Origin of the sequence: Microvirga sp. TS319 (assembly GCF_041276405.1) — a bacterium.
Taxonomy (GTDB): Bacteria; Pseudomonadota; Alphaproteobacteria; order Rhizobiales; family Beijerinckiaceae; genus Microvirga.
The window spans coordinates 818,989-834,083 of the sequence record NZ_JBGGGT010000001.1 but is presented as its reverse complement, the minus strand read 5'-3'; the positions used below and the strand labels follow the sequence as shown (position 1 = coordinate 834,083).

The 15,095-nt window shown below is 62.3% G+C and carries 13 protein-coding genes; 5 read left to right on the top strand and 8 right to left on the bottom strand.

The features are described from left to right. Nucleotides 1–8: 8 nt before the first annotated feature. Both AB8841_RS03765 and AB8841_RS03760 read left to right on the top strand, forming a co-directional pair. Nucleotides 9–1,409, top strand: coding sequence for a M20 family metallopeptidase (locus tag AB8841_RS03765; protein ID WP_370434523.1), 1,401 nt, complete (start codon nucleotides 9–11; stop codon nucleotides 1,407–1,409). Between the two features lie 148 nt (nucleotides 1,410–1,557). After that, nucleotides 1,558–2,778, top strand: coding sequence for an amidase (locus tag AB8841_RS03760; protein WP_370434522.1), 1,221 nt, complete (start codon nucleotides 1,558–1,560; stop codon nucleotides 2,776–2,778). A gap of 79 nt (nucleotides 2,779–2,857) precedes the next feature. On the opposite strand, the gene AB8841_RS03755 is transcribed toward AB8841_RS03760, so the two are convergent. Continuing rightward, nucleotides 2,858–3,388, bottom strand: coding sequence for a gamma carbonic anhydrase family protein (locus AB8841_RS03755; RefSeq protein WP_370434521.1), 531 nt, complete (start codon nucleotides 3,386–3,388; stop codon nucleotides 2,858–2,860). Nucleotides 3,389–3,451: 63 nt separating this feature from the next. After that, entirely contained in the window at nucleotides 3,452–4,138 is a 687-nt protein-coding gene (locus AB8841_RS03750; RefSeq protein WP_370434520.1) for a GntR family transcriptional regulator, read from the bottom strand. 264 nt (nucleotides 4,139–4,402) lie between these two features. On the opposite strand from AB8841_RS03750, the gene AB8841_RS03745 reads away from it, so the two are divergent. The 3 genes from AB8841_RS03745 to AB8841_RS03735 all read left to right on the top strand — a co-directional run bounded on the left by AB8841_RS03745 (nucleotide 4,403) and on the right by AB8841_RS03735 (nucleotide 8,092). Beyond that, nucleotides 4,403–5,197 carry an enoyl-CoA hydratase/isomerase family protein gene (locus AB8841_RS03745; protein WP_370434519.1) on the top strand — a complete coding sequence of 265 codons (795 nt, stop codon included), beginning with the start codon at nucleotides 4,403–4,405 and terminating at the stop codon, nucleotides 5,195–5,197. 85 nt (nucleotides 5,198–5,282) lie between these two features. After that, nucleotides 5,283–6,809 carry a malonyl-CoA synthase gene (locus tag AB8841_RS03740; RefSeq protein WP_370434518.1) on the top strand — a complete coding sequence of 509 codons (1,527 nt, stop codon included), beginning with the start codon at nucleotides 5,283–5,285 and terminating at the stop codon, nucleotides 6,807–6,809. Nucleotides 6,810–6,859: 50 nt separating this feature from the next. Next, entirely contained in the window at nucleotides 6,860–8,092 is a 1,233-nt protein-coding gene (locus tag AB8841_RS03735; protein ID WP_370434517.1) for a CaiB/BaiF CoA transferase family protein, read from the top strand. Between the two features lie 389 nt (nucleotides 8,093–8,481). On the opposite strand, the gene AB8841_RS03730 is transcribed toward AB8841_RS03735, so the two are convergent. The 6 genes from AB8841_RS03730 to AB8841_RS03705 form a co-directional block, all read right to left on the bottom strand. Further along, the gene (locus AB8841_RS03730; protein ID WP_370434516.1) at nucleotides 8,482–9,336 is read right to left on the bottom strand and encodes a PCC domain-containing protein; all 855 of its coding nucleotides are present in this window, start codon (nucleotides 9,334–9,336) and stop codon (nucleotides 8,482–8,484) included. Nucleotides 9,337–9,417: 81 nt separating this feature from the next. Further along, nucleotides 9,418–10,299, bottom strand: a complete 882-nt coding sequence (locus tag AB8841_RS03725) for an alpha/beta fold hydrolase (protein WP_370434515.1) — start codon at nucleotides 10,297–10,299, stop codon at nucleotides 9,418–9,420. A 241-nt stretch (nucleotides 10,300–10,540) separates the two neighbouring features. Then, complete coding sequence (locus tag AB8841_RS03720; RefSeq protein ID WP_370434514.1) at nucleotides 10,541–11,344, bottom strand: SDR family NAD(P)-dependent oxidoreductase; 804 nt, start codon at nucleotides 11,342–11,344, stop codon at nucleotides 10,541–10,543. Between the two features lie 13 nt (nucleotides 11,345–11,357). Continuing rightward, the gene (locus AB8841_RS03715; RefSeq protein WP_370434513.1) at nucleotides 11,358–12,155 is read right to left on the bottom strand and encodes an SDR family NAD(P)-dependent oxidoreductase; all 798 of its coding nucleotides are present in this window, start codon (nucleotides 12,153–12,155) and stop codon (nucleotides 11,358–11,360) included. 74 nt (nucleotides 12,156–12,229) lie between these two features. Beyond that, complete coding sequence (locus AB8841_RS03710) at nucleotides 12,230–13,867, bottom strand: acyl-CoA synthetase (RefSeq protein ID WP_370434512.1); 1,638 nt, start codon at nucleotides 13,865–13,867, stop codon at nucleotides 12,230–12,232. Next, nucleotides 13,864–15,033, bottom strand: a complete 1,170-nt coding sequence (locus AB8841_RS03705) for an acetyl-CoA acetyltransferase (protein ID WP_370434511.1) — start codon at nucleotides 15,031–15,033, stop codon at nucleotides 13,864–13,866. Before AB8841_RS03705 ends, AB8841_RS03710 begins: the two co-directional genes overlap by 4 nt. Nucleotides 15,034–15,095: the final 62 nt, after the last annotated feature.

The following is a 15,095-nucleotide window of genomic DNA, read 5'->3' as shown; positions in this document are numbered from 1 at the left end:
ATAGCCCCATGACTCGCGAGACAGCCATTGCAAAGGCTGAGAACTATTTCGACTCGGGCGCTCTCAAGACAGACCTGGCCCGCCTCGTCGCGATGCCGACCGAGAGCCAGAATCCAGAGCGGGCTGAAACGCTCACGGCCTATATCGAAACGGAGATGCGCCCCCTGCTCGAGAGTCTCGGCTTCACCTGCAGGACGCTCTACCATCAAAAGGCGAAGGGCCCGTTCCTCTATGCCGAGCGCATCGAGAGCCCTGATGTCCCGACGATCCTCGGCTACGGCCATGGCGATGTGATCCGCGGTCTCGATAAGGACTGGAACCAGGGCCTTTCCCCCTGGACGCTCACGGAAGTCGGAGACCGCTGGTATGGCCGCGGCGTCGTCGACAACAAGGGTCAGCACGTCATCAATATCGCCGGCCTGAAAGCTGTCCTGGAGACCCGCGGCAAGCTCGGATTCAACGCCAAATATCTGATCGAGATGGGCGAGGAGATGGGCTCTCCCGGCCTGCGCGAGTTGTGCGCGGAGCAGAAAGACCTGCTGAAGGCCGACGTTCTCATCGCGTCTGATGGGCCGCGCCTCAATGCCGAGCGGCCGACGATCTTTCTTGGCTCGCGCGGCGGCGTCACCTTCGATCTCTCGATCAACGCACGCGACGGAGGACATCATTCAGGCAATTGGGGAGGCATTCTCTCAGACCCGGCGATCCAGCTCGCCCATGCTATTGCCAGCATCGCCTCGCCGACAGGCCAGATTCGCATCCACGAATGGGTTCCGAAGGAACTCCCCGCGGCAGTGCGCCGAGCGCTCGCGGATTGCGAGGTCGATGGCGGCCCCGATGGCCCGACCATCGACCCGGAATGGGGTGAGCCGGGGCTGACACCGGCCGAGCAGGTCTTCGGCTGGTGTTCCTTCGATGTGCTCGCCATGAAATCCGGCGTTCCTGAAACTCCGGTCAACGCCGTGCCGCCGAGTGCCTGGGCCCGCTGCCAACTGCGTTTCGTGGTTGGCATTGACCCGGACGAGGTTCTACCGGCTCTGCGCCGTCACCTCGATCGTCACGGCTTCACGATGGTTCAGATTGCAAAGAGCCGCGAAGAGATCTTCCACGCAACGCGCCTCGACCCCGAGGACCCCTGGGTAACCTGGGCCCTCAATTCTCTTGCCAGGACGACCGGCAAGAAGCCTGCGCTTCTGCCCAATCTCGGCGGATCGCTCCCGAACGACATCTTCTCGGAGATCCTGAACCTGCGCACCATTTGGGTACCGCATTCCTACCCCGGCTGTTCCCAGCATGCCCCCAACGAGCATCTCCCCGTCGCAATCGCCCGCGAGGGTCTGTCCATGATGGCGGGGTTGTATTGGGATCTCGGCACCGGCGACACGCCTCCTCTTGATCGAGAGGCATAGGAGCCAGGAAGGGGCAGGAGTGACCTGCCCCTCTTTTGCCTTGCGGCGCAATCCAGCGGTAGAGATACATGGATATCGTTGAGGATGGGTTCGAATGACCAGGATTCCTACCGCTCTCGAGGCCCTGCGGCGTATCGCCGATGGCAGCTTGACCTGCGAAGCCCTGGCCCGCGCCTGTCTGGAGCGGATCGTCGAGCGGGAACCGGCAGTGCAAGCATGGCAGCACCTGGAGCCGGATGCGGTGCTCGACGCAGCGCGCCGCATCGACCGCGCCGGCACGGGGCCGCTGAAGGGACTGCCGATCGGCGTCAAAGACATCATCGATACGGCGGACATGCCGACGCGTTTCGGCTCGCCCATTTACGAGGAACACCAGCCCGCGCGGGATGCCGCCTGTGTGGCACTGGCACGACACGCTGGTGCATTGATCCTCGGCAAGACCGTAACGACTGAATTTGCCTATTTCCAACCCGGCAAGACGCACAATCCGCATGACTACGGCCGGACCCCTGGCGGCTCATCATCTGGTTCGGCCGCCGCCGTCGCCGATGGCATGGTGTTGCTGGCTCTCGGCACCCAGACGGCCGGCTCTGTCATCAGGCCCGCGAGCTATTGCGGCTGCGTCGGCTATAAGCCGACACAAGGCCTGATCGACCGTACGGGTGTGCGGCCGTTTGCCGATAGCCTCGATACGGTCGGCGTCTTTGCCAGGACAGTTGAGGATGCGGCCCTTTTTGCCTCCGTCCTCGCAGGGCGGCCAGGACTGCGTATCGAGAACCGGTCTGTCCGCCCACGTATCGGCCTGTCTCGAACCCATGAGTGGGATGCAGCTGAACCTGCGACGGCGGCAGTTTTGGAAGAAGCGGTCAAGCGCCTGCAAGCTTCTGGACTGGATATACGCGAGGTGGTGCTCCCGGAATCCTGGCGAGGTCTGTGCGAGGTGCAGAAGACCATTATGGCGTATGAGGGGGCTCGAGCCTGTGCGTCCGAGATGCTGACTCACCCGGATCGTCTCAGCGCCAAGCTGCGTGAGATCCTTCAGATTGGGGCAGCCATCGCGCCCGAAGATTACGACAGCGCTCAATCTCTTGCGGCAGAGGCACGGGCCGGCATGGCAGACGCGCTGGATGGCCTGGACGTATTGTTGACCCCCAGTGCGCCAGGTGAAGCTCCCCGGGGACTGGAGGCAACCGGCGATCCGGTCTTCAACCGCGTCTGGACGTTGCTGGGAGGGCCCTGCGTCAATGTGCCGGGCCTGACCGGGCCATCTGGAATGCCGATCGGCGTCCAAATTGTCGGTCGCATCGGCGATGATCAGCGCACGTTGGCGGCGGCGGCCGCAATCGCACGGGTTCTGTCTGTCCAATAGGGCTTAGCGCATCCTGCGGATCGAGCAAGCCGCGTCCGATGCTCTCTCAACAGATCGAGCCAATGTGGATCGAAGGTCGCTATCCGATCACCTTCAAACCCTTAGCGAACCGCTGCCAGTTCGCGACATAACCCATCGCGGATGCACGCAGCCTCTCGGCGGTCTCCAGATCCAGTGTCCGCACGGCTTTCGCAGGCGCGCCGACAATGAGGGAGTTGTCAGGGAACTCCTTGCCCTCGGTCACAAGCGCATTGGCTCCCACAAGGCAATTCCTGCCGATGCGCGCGCCGTTCAAAACGGTTGCCCCCATACCGATCAGGGAATTGTCACCGATCGTACAGCCATGCACGATGGCATGATGCCCGATTGTGACGCCCTCGCCGATGGTCAGAGGAAATCCCTCGTCGACATGCAGCATCGCTCCTTCCTGAATGTTGGTTCGATCGCCGATGATGATCGTGTCATTGTCCGCCCGGATGACGGCGCCGAACCAGACTCCGACCTCATGTCCCAGACGAACGCGCCCAATGACATGGGCGTCAGGTGCAATCCAATGCTGGCCGACTGGTGGTAATGTGGGCCTCTCGCCATTCAACTCGTAGATCGGCATCTCAATTCTCCTCGTTCCTCTCGTTGACTAGGCCAGCCTGCTGATCTTGAACAATCCGCGTCCCTAGGCCGAAGCGGTCCGTGGCATCCTCCTGGTCTGCAGCTGTGCACCTTCTGCACTCTCTGCGAAGCCGGCGCGCTCCACCTCTTGACGTTTGTGCCGCAGATGCCGGCGAAGAATGTGGGAGAGACCGCAACCATCCCGCCGCTGCAGGGCGTTCAGGATTGCCTCGTGCTCCTGCACCGCCAACTCCCAGTGGCTGGGAGGCATGGGGACCACGAACCGCGCGCGCCGAATGCGCGCTGTCACCGACTCGTAGAGCGAGGCCAGCGCCGCGTTGTCGGCCGCATCCACGATCGCTTCATGGATCGATCGATTGCAGCGGTAATATTGCAACAGGTCCCCGTTGCGGTAGTGCGAGACCATTTCGTCGTGCAGACACGCAATTCGCCGGACCTGGTCGTCGGTGATGCGCTGACAGGCGAGTTCCCCGGCTGCAGCCTCCAGGCTTTCGCAGACCTCGAAGAGATCCTGCACGTCCTTCTGTGTCAGCTTGGCCGCTCGTGCGCCCCGATTGGGCAACAGGACCACATAACCTTCGGCAGCGAGGACCTTCAACGCCTCGCGCAGAGGCGTCCGGGAAATTCCCAGCGTCAGGCATAGGTCCCGCTCGGGGACGCGCGCGCCGGGAGGAATCTCACCCTCCATCAGCATGTGCCTAACCCGGGACACCACCTCATCATGCAACATCGCGCCTAATCCTTATGCGTCACCAGCCTCGCACGGTGTTGCCGACGGTATTGGATAACGTCAAGGTTCGTTCAATTTGAATACAATTATGCCGCGCAGATCTCGAACTTCGCAATTGTAACCTTGCATTATGGACGTTGTGAATTCAAACTGAACCTGATCGCTATCGAGTTCTCGGAAAGCCCTGCATTCTGACGATGCTGGCATCCAGGGATTGAGAGAGTGGAGATGACAGGATCGAAACTGCCAATGGATACGACAACGATGCCAATCACCACGCCGAGCGATGAAATTCTCTATGAGCGACGCAATGGGGTGGCGTTCGTCACCTTCAACAGGCCGCAGGCCCGCAACGCCTTCACCTTCGCCATGTACGAGCGCCTTGCGGAGATCTGCGCCGAGGTCCACGAGGATCGCTCGATCCGGGCCATGGTGCTCACCGGAGCGGGGGGCAAGGCCTTTGCGGCCGGTACGGACATTTCCCAGTTCCGCGCGTTCGACAGCCCAGAGGACGCCCTCGGCTATGAGGGCCGCATCGACCGCGTGTTGAACGCCCTTGAGACCTGTCGCGTTCCGACGATTGCCGCCATCGCCGGCGCCTGCACAGGCGGCGGTGCTGGAATTGCAGGCTGCTGCGACTTACGGATTGCCGCCGATAACGCGCGCTTCGGCCTGCCGATTGCTCGGACACTCGGCAACTGCCTGTCCATGTCGAACTATAGCCGGTTCGCTGCCCTGATCGGCCCTGCCCGCCTCAAGGAAATGATCTTCACGGCCCGCTTGGTGGAGGCTCCTGAAGCGCTCGAGATCGGCTTGGTCAGCGAAGTCGTTGCCGATCCGGCCGCACTGATGTCACGTGCTGAGGAGCTCGCCCGCACCGTCGCTGGCCATGCTCCGCTCACCCTCCAGGCCTGCAAGGAGGCGTTGCGCCGGCTGCGCCCGACGATTCCTCCGGGCCAAGGCGAGGACCTGATCCTCATGTGTTACATGAGCCAGGATTTTCGTGAGGGCATCGACGCGTTCCTCAACAAGCGCCCTCCGAATTTCGAAGGCAAGTGAACTTCGAAAGCAAGGGGACTTCAAAAGCATGGGAACGGCTCTTCGTTTTCTCATTCCACCCAACGAACGACAGATTGATCCTGACATGACAACGACGCTGCTTCCGCTTTTCCATGTACAACCCGATATAGCGGACAAGATTTTCCTGGAGACGGCAGACGGCGGCACACTCACGTATCGGCGCTTCTTTGCGATCACGGCTCGCCTTGCCCACGCCTTGAGAGGCTGCGGGGTGAGGCCCGGCGACCGGGTCGCCGTTCAGGTCGACAAGTCTCCTGAAGCGCTCGCCCTTTATGTCGCCTGCGTACGAGCCGGAGCCGTCTACCTGCCGCTGAACACCGCCTATACCGCAAGCGAAGTCGATTATTTTGTTGGAGACGCGGAACCTCGCCTCGTTGTCTGCCGCCCTTCCGCCCAAACGGAGATTGGCGCCATTGCCGCCAAGGTCGGCGGCCGGGCCGAAACCTTAGGCACGGCTGGCGACGGAAGCCTTATCGCGCTTGCGGCCAATCAGCCCGAGACCTTCGAGGATTACCCGGCCGGCCCGGACGATCTTGCGGCGATCCTCTACACCTCCGGTACAACAGGGCGCTCCAAGGGTGCCATGTTGACCCACTGCAATCTGGCTTCGAATGCTCTGACGCTGGTTAATTACTGGCGCTTCACGGCGGACGACGTGCTTCTCCACGCTCTGCCGATCTATCACACCCATGGATTGTTCGTGGCGACCAACGTGGTGCTCGCCGCTCATGCCTCCATGCTGTTCCTGACGAAGTTCGACGCCGACGAGGTAATCCGGCTTCTGCCACGCGCCACTGCCATGATGGGCGTTCCCACCTTCTATACGCGGTTGCTGGAGCACCCGGATTTTACGCGCGAACGCACCGCGCACATGCGCCTTTTCATCTCGGGATCGGCGCCGCTTCTTGCATCGACCCATGACGAGTTCTCGGAGCGCACTGGCCATGCGATCCTTGAACGCTACGGTATGACCGAAACGAATATGAACACCTCCAATCCCTACGATGGTGACAGAATCGCCGGAACCGTTGGCTTCCCCCTGCCCGGTGTCGAATTGCGCATTGCCGATCCCGAAACGGGCCGTCAGCTCGGCACCAGCGAGATCGGCATGATCGAGGTGAAGGGCCCGAACGTGTTCAAGGGCTACTGGCGCATGCCAGAGAAGACAGCGTCCGAATTCCGGCCGGACGGCTTCTTCATCACCGGCGACATCGGGAAAATCGACGAGCGCGGCTACGTCCACATTGTCGGGCGAGGTAAGGATCTCATCATCACGGGCGGCTTCAATGTCTACCCAAAGGAGATTGAGCTCGCCATCGACGCCGTCGAAGGCGTGCAGGAATCGGCGGTCATTGGTGTGCCACACCCGGATTTCGGCGAGGGCGTGACAGCCATCGTGGTCCCTGTGAAGGATACCGATCTAACCGAGGAAACGATCATGGCGAGCGTGCGTGACAAGCTCGCCAAATTCAAGCAGCCCAAGCGCGTGCTCTTCGTCAACGAGCTGCCGCGCAACACCATGGGCAAAGTCCAGAAGAACGTGCTGCGCGAGCAGTACAGCACCCTTTACGAGCGCCGCCCGGCCGGCTGACAGGGACGTATCCGTGTCCTGAAGCCTGTGTTGCGACAACAGACGAGGATATGATGGGTCCGCTCAATGGAATGAAGGTCATCGATCTGACGCACGTCATGGCGGGGCCGACCTGCACGCTCATGCTCGCCGATATGGGCGCAGACGTCATCAAGATCGAGAAATCTCCCGATGGTGACGACACACGGCGCATGCTGCCTCCCAAGATTGGAGACGAGGCGGCCGCGTATATGATGATGAACCGCAACAAGCGAGGCATCGTGCTCGATCTCAAGACCGGGGGCGGCAAGAAGGTCCTGCGCCGGCTCGTGCAGACAGCCGACGTTCTCGTCGAGAACTTTGGTCCGGGCGTGATGGAACGCCTTGGGTTCGGATACGAGGATCTCAGGAAGGAGAATCCCGGTCTCATCTATTGCTCGCTCTCGGGATTCGGCCGGACCGGTCCCTACAAGGATCGACGCGGTTTCGACCTTGTGGCTCAGGCCATGAGCGGCATCATGAGTTTCACAGGAGAGCCACGTGGAGCGCCCGCCAAATGCGGTCCGCCACTCTCGGACATCACGGCTGGCATTCTTGCTGCCATGGGCATCCTGGCCGCTTACGCCCATCGTCTCAAGACTGGCGAGGGTCAGTGGGTCGAGACCTCCCTTTTCGAAGCGGCTCTCGTTCAAACCTACTGGCAATCGGCGATTGCACTTGCAACCGGTTCCGTCCCCAAAGCCATGGGCTCGGCGCATCCACTCAACGCTCCGTACCAAGCCTTCCAGACGTCGGATGGCTGGATCGTTGTCGGTGGCGCGAACCAAAAGAACTGGCTGCGTACGCTCGACGCTATCGACGCGCCCGAGCTGGCCGATGATCCCCGGTTCCGGACCGGCGCTGACCGTATGGGGCATCTGCCCGAACTCGAGGCGAAACTCGCAGAGCGCTTCCGCACCAAGCCAGCAGCGTACTGGCTCGGGATTCTCGACGAGAAGGGCGTGCCCTGCGGACCCGTCTACGACATGCTGCAGGCCCTCAACGATCCTCAGACGGCCGCTCGCAAGATGTTGGTTGAGGTTGAACATTCGACACTCGGTCCCGTCAAGACATTGGGCCTTCCGGTGAAGTTCTCCAGCACGCCAGGTGACGTCCTCAAGGGCTCTCCCGTCTTTGGCGAGGATACGCGGGAGATTCTTACAGAAGCTGGGTTCTCGGACCAGGAGATCGAAGCCTTCCAGAAGGAGGGTGCCATAGTTTGCGCCGATCCCGTAACTCAGGCAAAAACGCGGAAAGTGGGCTAGAGTATCGGACCCGAAAGCGGAATCCACTTTCGGGTCCGATGCTCTAAGCGGCTTCCCCTGCCAATCGACACTCCGGCACATAGGGCCGGAATGTCAGTGTGGAAAAAGGCAGCCCCGATATCAGCGCGACCTTCGTCGCTGTCCAGCGCGAAGCCGAGATGGCGACATCGCAAAGTTCGCCGCGACACCGGTGCCGTAACTTGCGTGAAAAGCAGGCAAGATCCCGTGAATGCCTGCTCCGCAGCCTTCAGGCGTTCACATCAGCCGTCCCATCGTTTTCGACGGGAACGGGGATCTAATCTTGGCATGATCCATCTCGATGCCTTGGTGCCGATTATATTTGGCGGATCTTTCCGTACGAGCAAGGATCAGGCTGCGATAGGACTTGCTCACGCCATACCCTCGATCATCAGTTCGAAGGTCACACAAACGGGATTGTCCGCACGGACGAGATCCCCGGAAAAGATGCGCCCGTCCGTATCCACGACGTCGATTCGGAGAAAGGCTCTGGGATCGCTGCCGGATGGTTCCACCCTGCCCTCGCGGATCAACACCTCCGTCGCATGGGATTCCACGCGGCTTCCATCGGTAAAGCGTACCCCATTCAGGCTGCCGATTCCATGGACTCTGGCCTTCGTGATTCCGTGCCGTGAACAGATCTCCTCGATAGCAAGGCTGATGTCCTCGTTCGGACGGACCTTGGCCAGCATCACCCGGGGACCCGCCCCCTCCTGCCCAGATTCGCCTGCCGGAACTGGTTCGAAGAGGGTAAAATTTGTCTCGGAATCGGGCACAGCCCTGAAGGTCGCAGTTCTCGTGCCAATTCCTGTCACCTCGATCGGCTCCGCCACGATCGTGTTCGGGGCCAGCAAATGGCCCATCTGGACCCCCTCGGCGCTCGCCCAGATCCCATGGCAGTGAATGAAGAGCTTTCCGTCACGCTCTCCGACGATGGCGCAGCCACGCCTGATTTCAACCGGGCCCGCCGGCGCAAAGGTGTCGCTGTACCAAGCCGCGTGAGACGCGTCCGGGGACGCTGCCGGCATGACGAACTGGAACGGCTCGAAGCGGCCGCCCCGGAACGCCACGATGCCGCCGATGCAGCCGGAAGTCGCGAACCCTTTGGCGATGGCCGCATCCACGGCATCGCCCGGCTCGAGCACGAAGCGCAGTGGAACTGGTGTACCGGCAACGGCAGTCGTGCGCTCCAGGGCTGCCGGGCCCGGGTGAAGAATGTGTCTCATTGTGCTGTCCCACGTCCTGTTCAGGCTCTGGTTCGAGTCATGTGCGCCCTCTCGGGTTTCTTGGCTCGGAACCGGCATCTCTCAATCCGCCCGCATGATCTGCCGGGGGTCGGCCCGAGGATCGCGTGGCCCCCAGCGCCCGGCTTCGACCTGGGCGACGAACTCGGCTACCACTCGGTTGAATAGCGCAGGCTCCTCCAGGTTCAGGGTGTGGCCGGATTTGGGAAACATCACGAGGCCGGAGCGCGGCACGGTCCGTTTCAGGAAAATGCCCGGTTGGATGGAATGATCATCCTCGTCGCCCACGACAACCAGCAACGGCACCTGCATCGTGGCGAGTTCGGTCTCGAGATCATAGAGGGACGGCCGGCGCATCTGGACGCCGCGCATCGTGTTCGCAGCCCCGCGCACCGAATGCTTCGCGAGCCTCTCGGCGAAAAGCTGCCAGCCGCGCGGATCCTTCTCCTGGAACTGAACGCGGGATGCGCTCTCTGCGTAAATGGGAGCGAAGCCTTCCGAGCCCCGCTCCTCGAAACCTCTCGCCACCTGTTCCGAATTCTCGCGGAAGGTCGCCTGGCGTTCCCTCTCGGAGCCGTAGCCGGCACCGGCGACAACGGCGGACAGCACGCGATCCGGATAGCGCAGCGCAGCATGCACGCACGCGAAGGCTCCCATGGAAAGCCCTACGATGTGGGCCTTCTCGATCCCCGCCGCACTCATCACATCGACGACATCGGCCGCGGCGCGCTCCTGCGAGTACTGGTCTACCGTCTCAGGAATATCCGACGGTGGATAGCCGCGCGCCGCATAGGTGACGCATCGATGCCGGCGGGAGAAATAGCCGACCTGCGGCTCCCAGCTCCAGTGGTTCCCGCCGAATTCGTGTACGAATACGATGGGCGAACCTGTCCCGGCCACTTCATAGAAGAGGCGCACGCCATCGCCCATCGTTGCATATGCCATCCCCGTTCCCTTCCGTTTGCTTTAAGTGTTTTCTCGCGCCGGGCGCGGATTTGAACTCACGCCCCATTCTTCGGGTTTTCGATTTTGAATGTCGTTCATAGAAGAGCACAATTCCGCTGTGCGCTGACGGTACTCAAGAGCATCGGACGCGGGAAGCGGACTTGCACTTTTGGGATCGATCCCATTCTCCCTTCTTAGATCAGCGCATCGTTCGAGCGGACCCAGCGGGCCGCGCGATGCGCTAGTGGAATTCCGACACGGCGCAGCTCTGCCCGCCATCCACCGGAAGGCAGACTCCTGTGATGAAGCGGGCTTCATCGGACGCGAGGAACACCGCGGCATTGGCGATGTCCCACGCTGTTCCCATTTTTCCGAGTGGAACGGCGGCATTGCGCGCCGCCACCATCTCTTCCACGGACGAATATTGAGCGGAGATCTGCCTGTAGATCAGCGGCGTGTCGATCAGGCCGGGCATGATGCAGTTGGCACGGATGCCGCTGCGGGCATATTGCATGGCGAGCGCCATGGTGGCCTGGTTCACGGCCGCCTTGCTCGCATAATAAGCAAAGTACGGATAGCCAGTCCATCGGATGGCCGCAAGCGACGAGATGTTGATGATCGCGCCCCCACCCTGCCTCAGCATATGGGGGATGACGGCCTTGGCGGACCGATAGACCGGACCGATATTCAGATCGAGAGCGGCCTTGAACTGCTCCTCGCTCAGATCGACGGGACCGCCCATGTGGGTCACGCCGACATTGTTGTGCAGAACGTCGATCCGCCCGAATTCGGAAATTGTTCGGTCCACGGCGCCTTCGATCGAGTCCGCGTCAGTGACATCGGCGGCGATCGACAGAACTGATCCACCCTCGGACTCGATGATGGCGGCCGTTTCCTCCGCCGCATCCTGCATCAGGTCGACACAGGCGACCCGCGCGCCCTCGCGTGCATAGGCTACGGCTGCGGCTTTGCCGTTGCCCCAGCCGTCCCCAGAGGATCCTGCCCCGAACACGATAGCCGTCTTGCCTTTCAAACGATTGCCCATGTCCTGGTCACCCCTATCGCATGCCGGAGGCCTCGGCCGGCATAGCAGCCGCGGCATCCAGAATTCCCGAAGTCGAGAAGCCGCCATCGACGCAGATCGTCTGCCCGGTGATGTAGCTGGACTTGCGGCCATCGAGCAGGAAGACTGCGGTTCCGGCGATTTCGTCCGGCAGGCCGTATCGGCGCTGCGGCACAGCCGCTATCCAAGCGGAGCGCACCTCGGGCGTGTGAACCTCCCGGACCAGAGGCGTCTCGATTGGGCCGGGCGCGATAGCGTTCACCCGAATCCCGAGCGACGCCAGTTCGACCGCCATCACCTTGGTCATGGTGATCACGCCACCCTTGGAAGCCCCGTAGGCGACGCGACCCTTGTTTCCCGTGACGCCCGAAACAGACGCGATGTTGACGATGGATCCGCCTCCTCGCTCCCGCATTCTCCGGGCGGCCTCGCGGGAAACGACGAAGCTGCCGATCAGGTTGACCTCCAGCATCATCCGGAAGAGTTCAACGCTCGTGTCGAGTGCCGCCACGTCACGCCCAGTGCCGGCCGAATTGACGACGCCTGTCAGCGGGCCCAGCTCAGCCTCGCACGCAGCAATGACCCGGACAACCGTATCCTCGTCCGCAACGTTCATCGACTCGAACCGCACACGGTCGCCGAAGGGCCCGAGAGCCTCCCTGCATCGGTCGAGGTTTTTTGGATCCAGATCCGCCACGACGACGCGCCAGCCCTCGGCCAGAACGGCCTCGACGACCGCAAGACCAATTCCCGAAGCCCCTCCTGTCACCAGCACCGTCTGTTCCTGAGCCATGACTTTCTCCGTTCCGATGAGTAGCAGCGTTCGGCAAAGGGCCTAGTGTCAGTTTGGAGAATGCATCCCGATGCTTAGGCTAGGACCTGGGTCGGTTGGTCCAGGGGCAGGCAACCCCTGGCCTCGAGTTCCGTCCGGATATCCTTCTTGGTGATTTTGCCGTAGGCGGATTTGGGAAGCGCCTCCCAGAAGAACACGCGCTTCGGAAGCTTGTAGCGGGCGACTTTTCCGTCCATCCACGTCAAGAGCTCCCGCTCGCTGAGGCTGGCCTTCGGCCGGAGGATGCAGACCGCCACGCCCACCTCGCCCCAGGTCCTATCGGGCACTCCCACGATCGCGACCTCGGCAACCGCCTCATGCGTCAGGATCTTCTCTTCGATCTCCCGCGGATAGACGTTGGAGCCGCCCGAGATGTACATGTCAGAAGCGCGTCCGGTGATGTAGAGATAGCCGGCCTGGTCCACGTGACCGAGGTCGCCCGTCCGGAACCAGCCGTCGCGGAAGGCTTTGGCATTGGCCTCCGGGTTGTCGTAGTAGCCCGCGAATACCGCCGGGCCGCAGACGCAGATCTCGCCGGTCTCCCCTGCCTCCATCACGCGTCCCGTTGCATCCTGTATCGAGATCTGCATCCCGGTGCGCTCGTAGCCGCAGGTTCCGACCTTCACGCCCGGCCCATCCTCCGGCTCATGGAGCGCAGGCGGAAGCACGGTAATATTGCCGGTGACCTCGCCGAGCCCGAAATACTGGACGAGCACCTTTCCCAGCGTCTTCAGCGCGTGCTTCTGGTCCTCCCGGTACATGGGAGCGCCGGCATAGATCACGTAGCGCAGGGACGAGTGGTCGTGCGCATGCACCGCGGGATGCTCGGTCAGCATCTTGACGATGGTCGGCACGGTGAACAGGTTCGTGATCCGCCATTTCTCGACGAGCGCCCAGGCCTCGTCCACGTCGAACCGGTCGCCCGGGAGCAGCACCGTCTTGACCCCGCGTGCGACCTGCGTGAGCTGATGAACGCCCGCGCCGTGAGACAGGGGGGCCACCACCAGGGAGGCATCCTTATGCGTGGTGCCCGGCATCAGATCGCAGAGGTGGTTCGTCACCACGAAGGCCATCTGGCCATGGGTGAGAACAGCGGCCTTGGGCCGTCCGGTCGTGCCCGAGGTGAAGAAGAACCAGCATGGATCATCGTGCTGGACGTCTGCCATCGGCACGCTCTCGCCGGAATGCTGCGCGACGAGCGCATCGTAATCCTGGCCGAAGTCGGAGGCGCCGATGGACATGACGAGCCGAATGCCGGGAGCGGCCTCACGCACGACCGCAACGTGCTCCGGAAAGTCGCAGTGGCAGATCATGGCGGAGGCGCCGCTCGACTGGGCGAGAAAAGCCACCTCCGCTGGGGTCTGGCGAAAATTTGTCGGAACCCAGACGGCACCGAGATGGAAGCAGGCGAACATTGACTCGAACATCTGGTTGCAGTTCTTGGACTGCACCAGAACGCGGTCACCCTTCCTGACACCTCCTTCGGCCAGGGCCGCCGCCATGGCATTGACACGACCGTCCAGCTCGGCCCAGGTCAGATTCATGTCGCCCCAGACGAAGCCAATCTCCTCCCCATGGCGCCGTGCTGCCTGATGGAGGAAATTGGCCAGGTTCATGACCCGCTTGGAGACGGGCGTCACGCCGCCGGGAGTGGCCTGTACGGTCGCGGTCATTTGAGACGCTCCAGGATGGAAACGTAGTTTGCGACGGCCGCACCGCCCATGTTGAAGACGCCCGCGAGCGCAGCAGCCGGAATCTGCATATCGCCCGCTTCGTTCATGAGCTGAAGGCAGGCCATGACATGCATCGACACGCCGGTCGCACCGACCGGGTGCCCCTTCGACTTCAATCCTCCGGATGGATTGACCGGGAGACGACCGCCTTTCTCGGCGATGCCTTCCCGCACCACGCGGTAGCCCTCGCCAGGAGCCACGAGGCCCATCGCCTCGTATTCTATGAGCTCGGCGATGGTGAAGCAGTCATGCGTCTCGACGAGGTCGAGATCGTCGAGCGTGACACCGGCATTCGCCCGCGCCTTCTCCCAGGCCATTCGGGCGCCCGCGAAGGCCGTCGGGTCGCGCCGCGACAGGGGAAGGATGTCGTTGACGTGCTGACGGGTGCGAAACGCGATCGAGCGTTGAAGCTTCTGGGCCGTTTCCTCGTCCGCCACCACAATGGCAGCCGCCCCGTCTGAGATAAGCGAGCAGTCGGTTCGCCGCAGCGGCGCCGCCACATAGGGGTTTTTGTCCGAGACGGCGTTGCAGAACTCGAAGCCGAAATCGCGGCGCATCTGGGCATACGGATTCGAGACTCCGTTCCTGTGGTTCTTCGCGGCGATGCGGGCCAGTTCCTCGCTGCGGTCGCCGTAGCGCTGGAAATAGGTCTGGGCGATCCGGCCAAACACGCCCGCGAAGCCGCCTTCGGTGTCGCCCTCCTCCTTGCGGTAGGAGGCGTTCAGAAGGATGTCGCTCGTCTCGATCACCGGTTTTGCGGTCATCTTTTCGGCGCCGACAACGAGGGCCACGCGGCCGCGACCGCTCTCGACGAAATCGAGCGCCGTATAGAGAGCCGCGGAGCCGGTCGCGCAGGCATTCTCCAGCCGCGTCGCTGGCACATGGGCGAGTTCGGGCAGGCTCAGCGCAACCTGGGCCGCTTCGAAGCCCTGCTTCGAGAAGCCGTTGTTCATGACCCCGACATAGATGCCGTCCACGTCCTCGGGGCCAACGCCCGCGTGAGCGAGAGCCTCGCCGGAGACGCCCGCCATCAGGCTTTCGACATCGGGGGCCTCGAGCCTGCCGAAGGGGGTGTGGGCCCAACCCACGATCGATGCGCGTGGCATGTCATCGTCTCCAAGTTTGGCAGGAGCGCCCAGCGGTCCGGCCTCATTGCGGCAGGCGATGT

Coding starts and splice junctions, on each gene's coding strand:
- AB8841_RS03745 (WP_370434519.1), top strand. CDS start 4,403: ATGCCAATCACCACGCCGAGCGATGAAATTCTCTATGAGCGACGCAAT.
- AB8841_RS03705 (WP_370434511.1), bottom strand. CDS start 15,033: ATGCCACGCGCATCGATCGTGGGTTGGGCCCACACCCCCTTCGGCAGG.
- AB8841_RS03740 (WP_370434518.1), top strand. CDS start 5,283: ATGACAACGACGCTGCTTCCGCTTTTCCATGTACAACCCGATATAGCG.
- AB8841_RS03725 (WP_370434515.1), bottom strand. CDS start 10,299: ATGGCATATGCAACGATGGGCGATGGCGTGCGCCTCTTCTATGAAGTG.
- AB8841_RS03735 (WP_370434517.1), top strand. CDS start 6,860: ATGATGGGTCCGCTCAATGGAATGAAGGTCATCGATCTGACGCACGTC.
- AB8841_RS03710 (WP_370434512.1), bottom strand. CDS start 13,867: ATGACCGCGACCGTACAGGCCACTCCCGGCGGCGTGACGCCCGTCTCC.
- AB8841_RS03765 (WP_370434523.1), top strand. CDS start 9: ATGACTCGCGAGACAGCCATTGCAAAGGCTGAGAACTATTTCGACTCG.
- AB8841_RS03755 (WP_370434521.1), bottom strand. CDS start 3,388: ATGCCGATCTACGAGTTGAATGGCGAGAGGCCCACATTACCACCAGTC.
- AB8841_RS03720 (WP_370434514.1), bottom strand. CDS start 11,344: ATGGGCAATCGTTTGAAAGGCAAGACGGCTATCGTGTTCGGGGCAGGA.
- AB8841_RS03715 (WP_370434513.1), bottom strand. CDS start 12,155: ATGGCTCAGGAACAGACGGTGCTGGTGACAGGAGGGGCTTCGGGAATT.
- AB8841_RS03730 (WP_370434516.1), bottom strand. CDS start 9,336: ATGAGACACATTCTTCACCCGGGCCCGGCAGCCCTGGAGCGCACGACT.
- AB8841_RS03750 (WP_370434520.1), bottom strand. CDS start 4,138: ATGTTGCATGATGAGGTGGTGTCCCGGGTTAGGCACATGCTGATGGAG.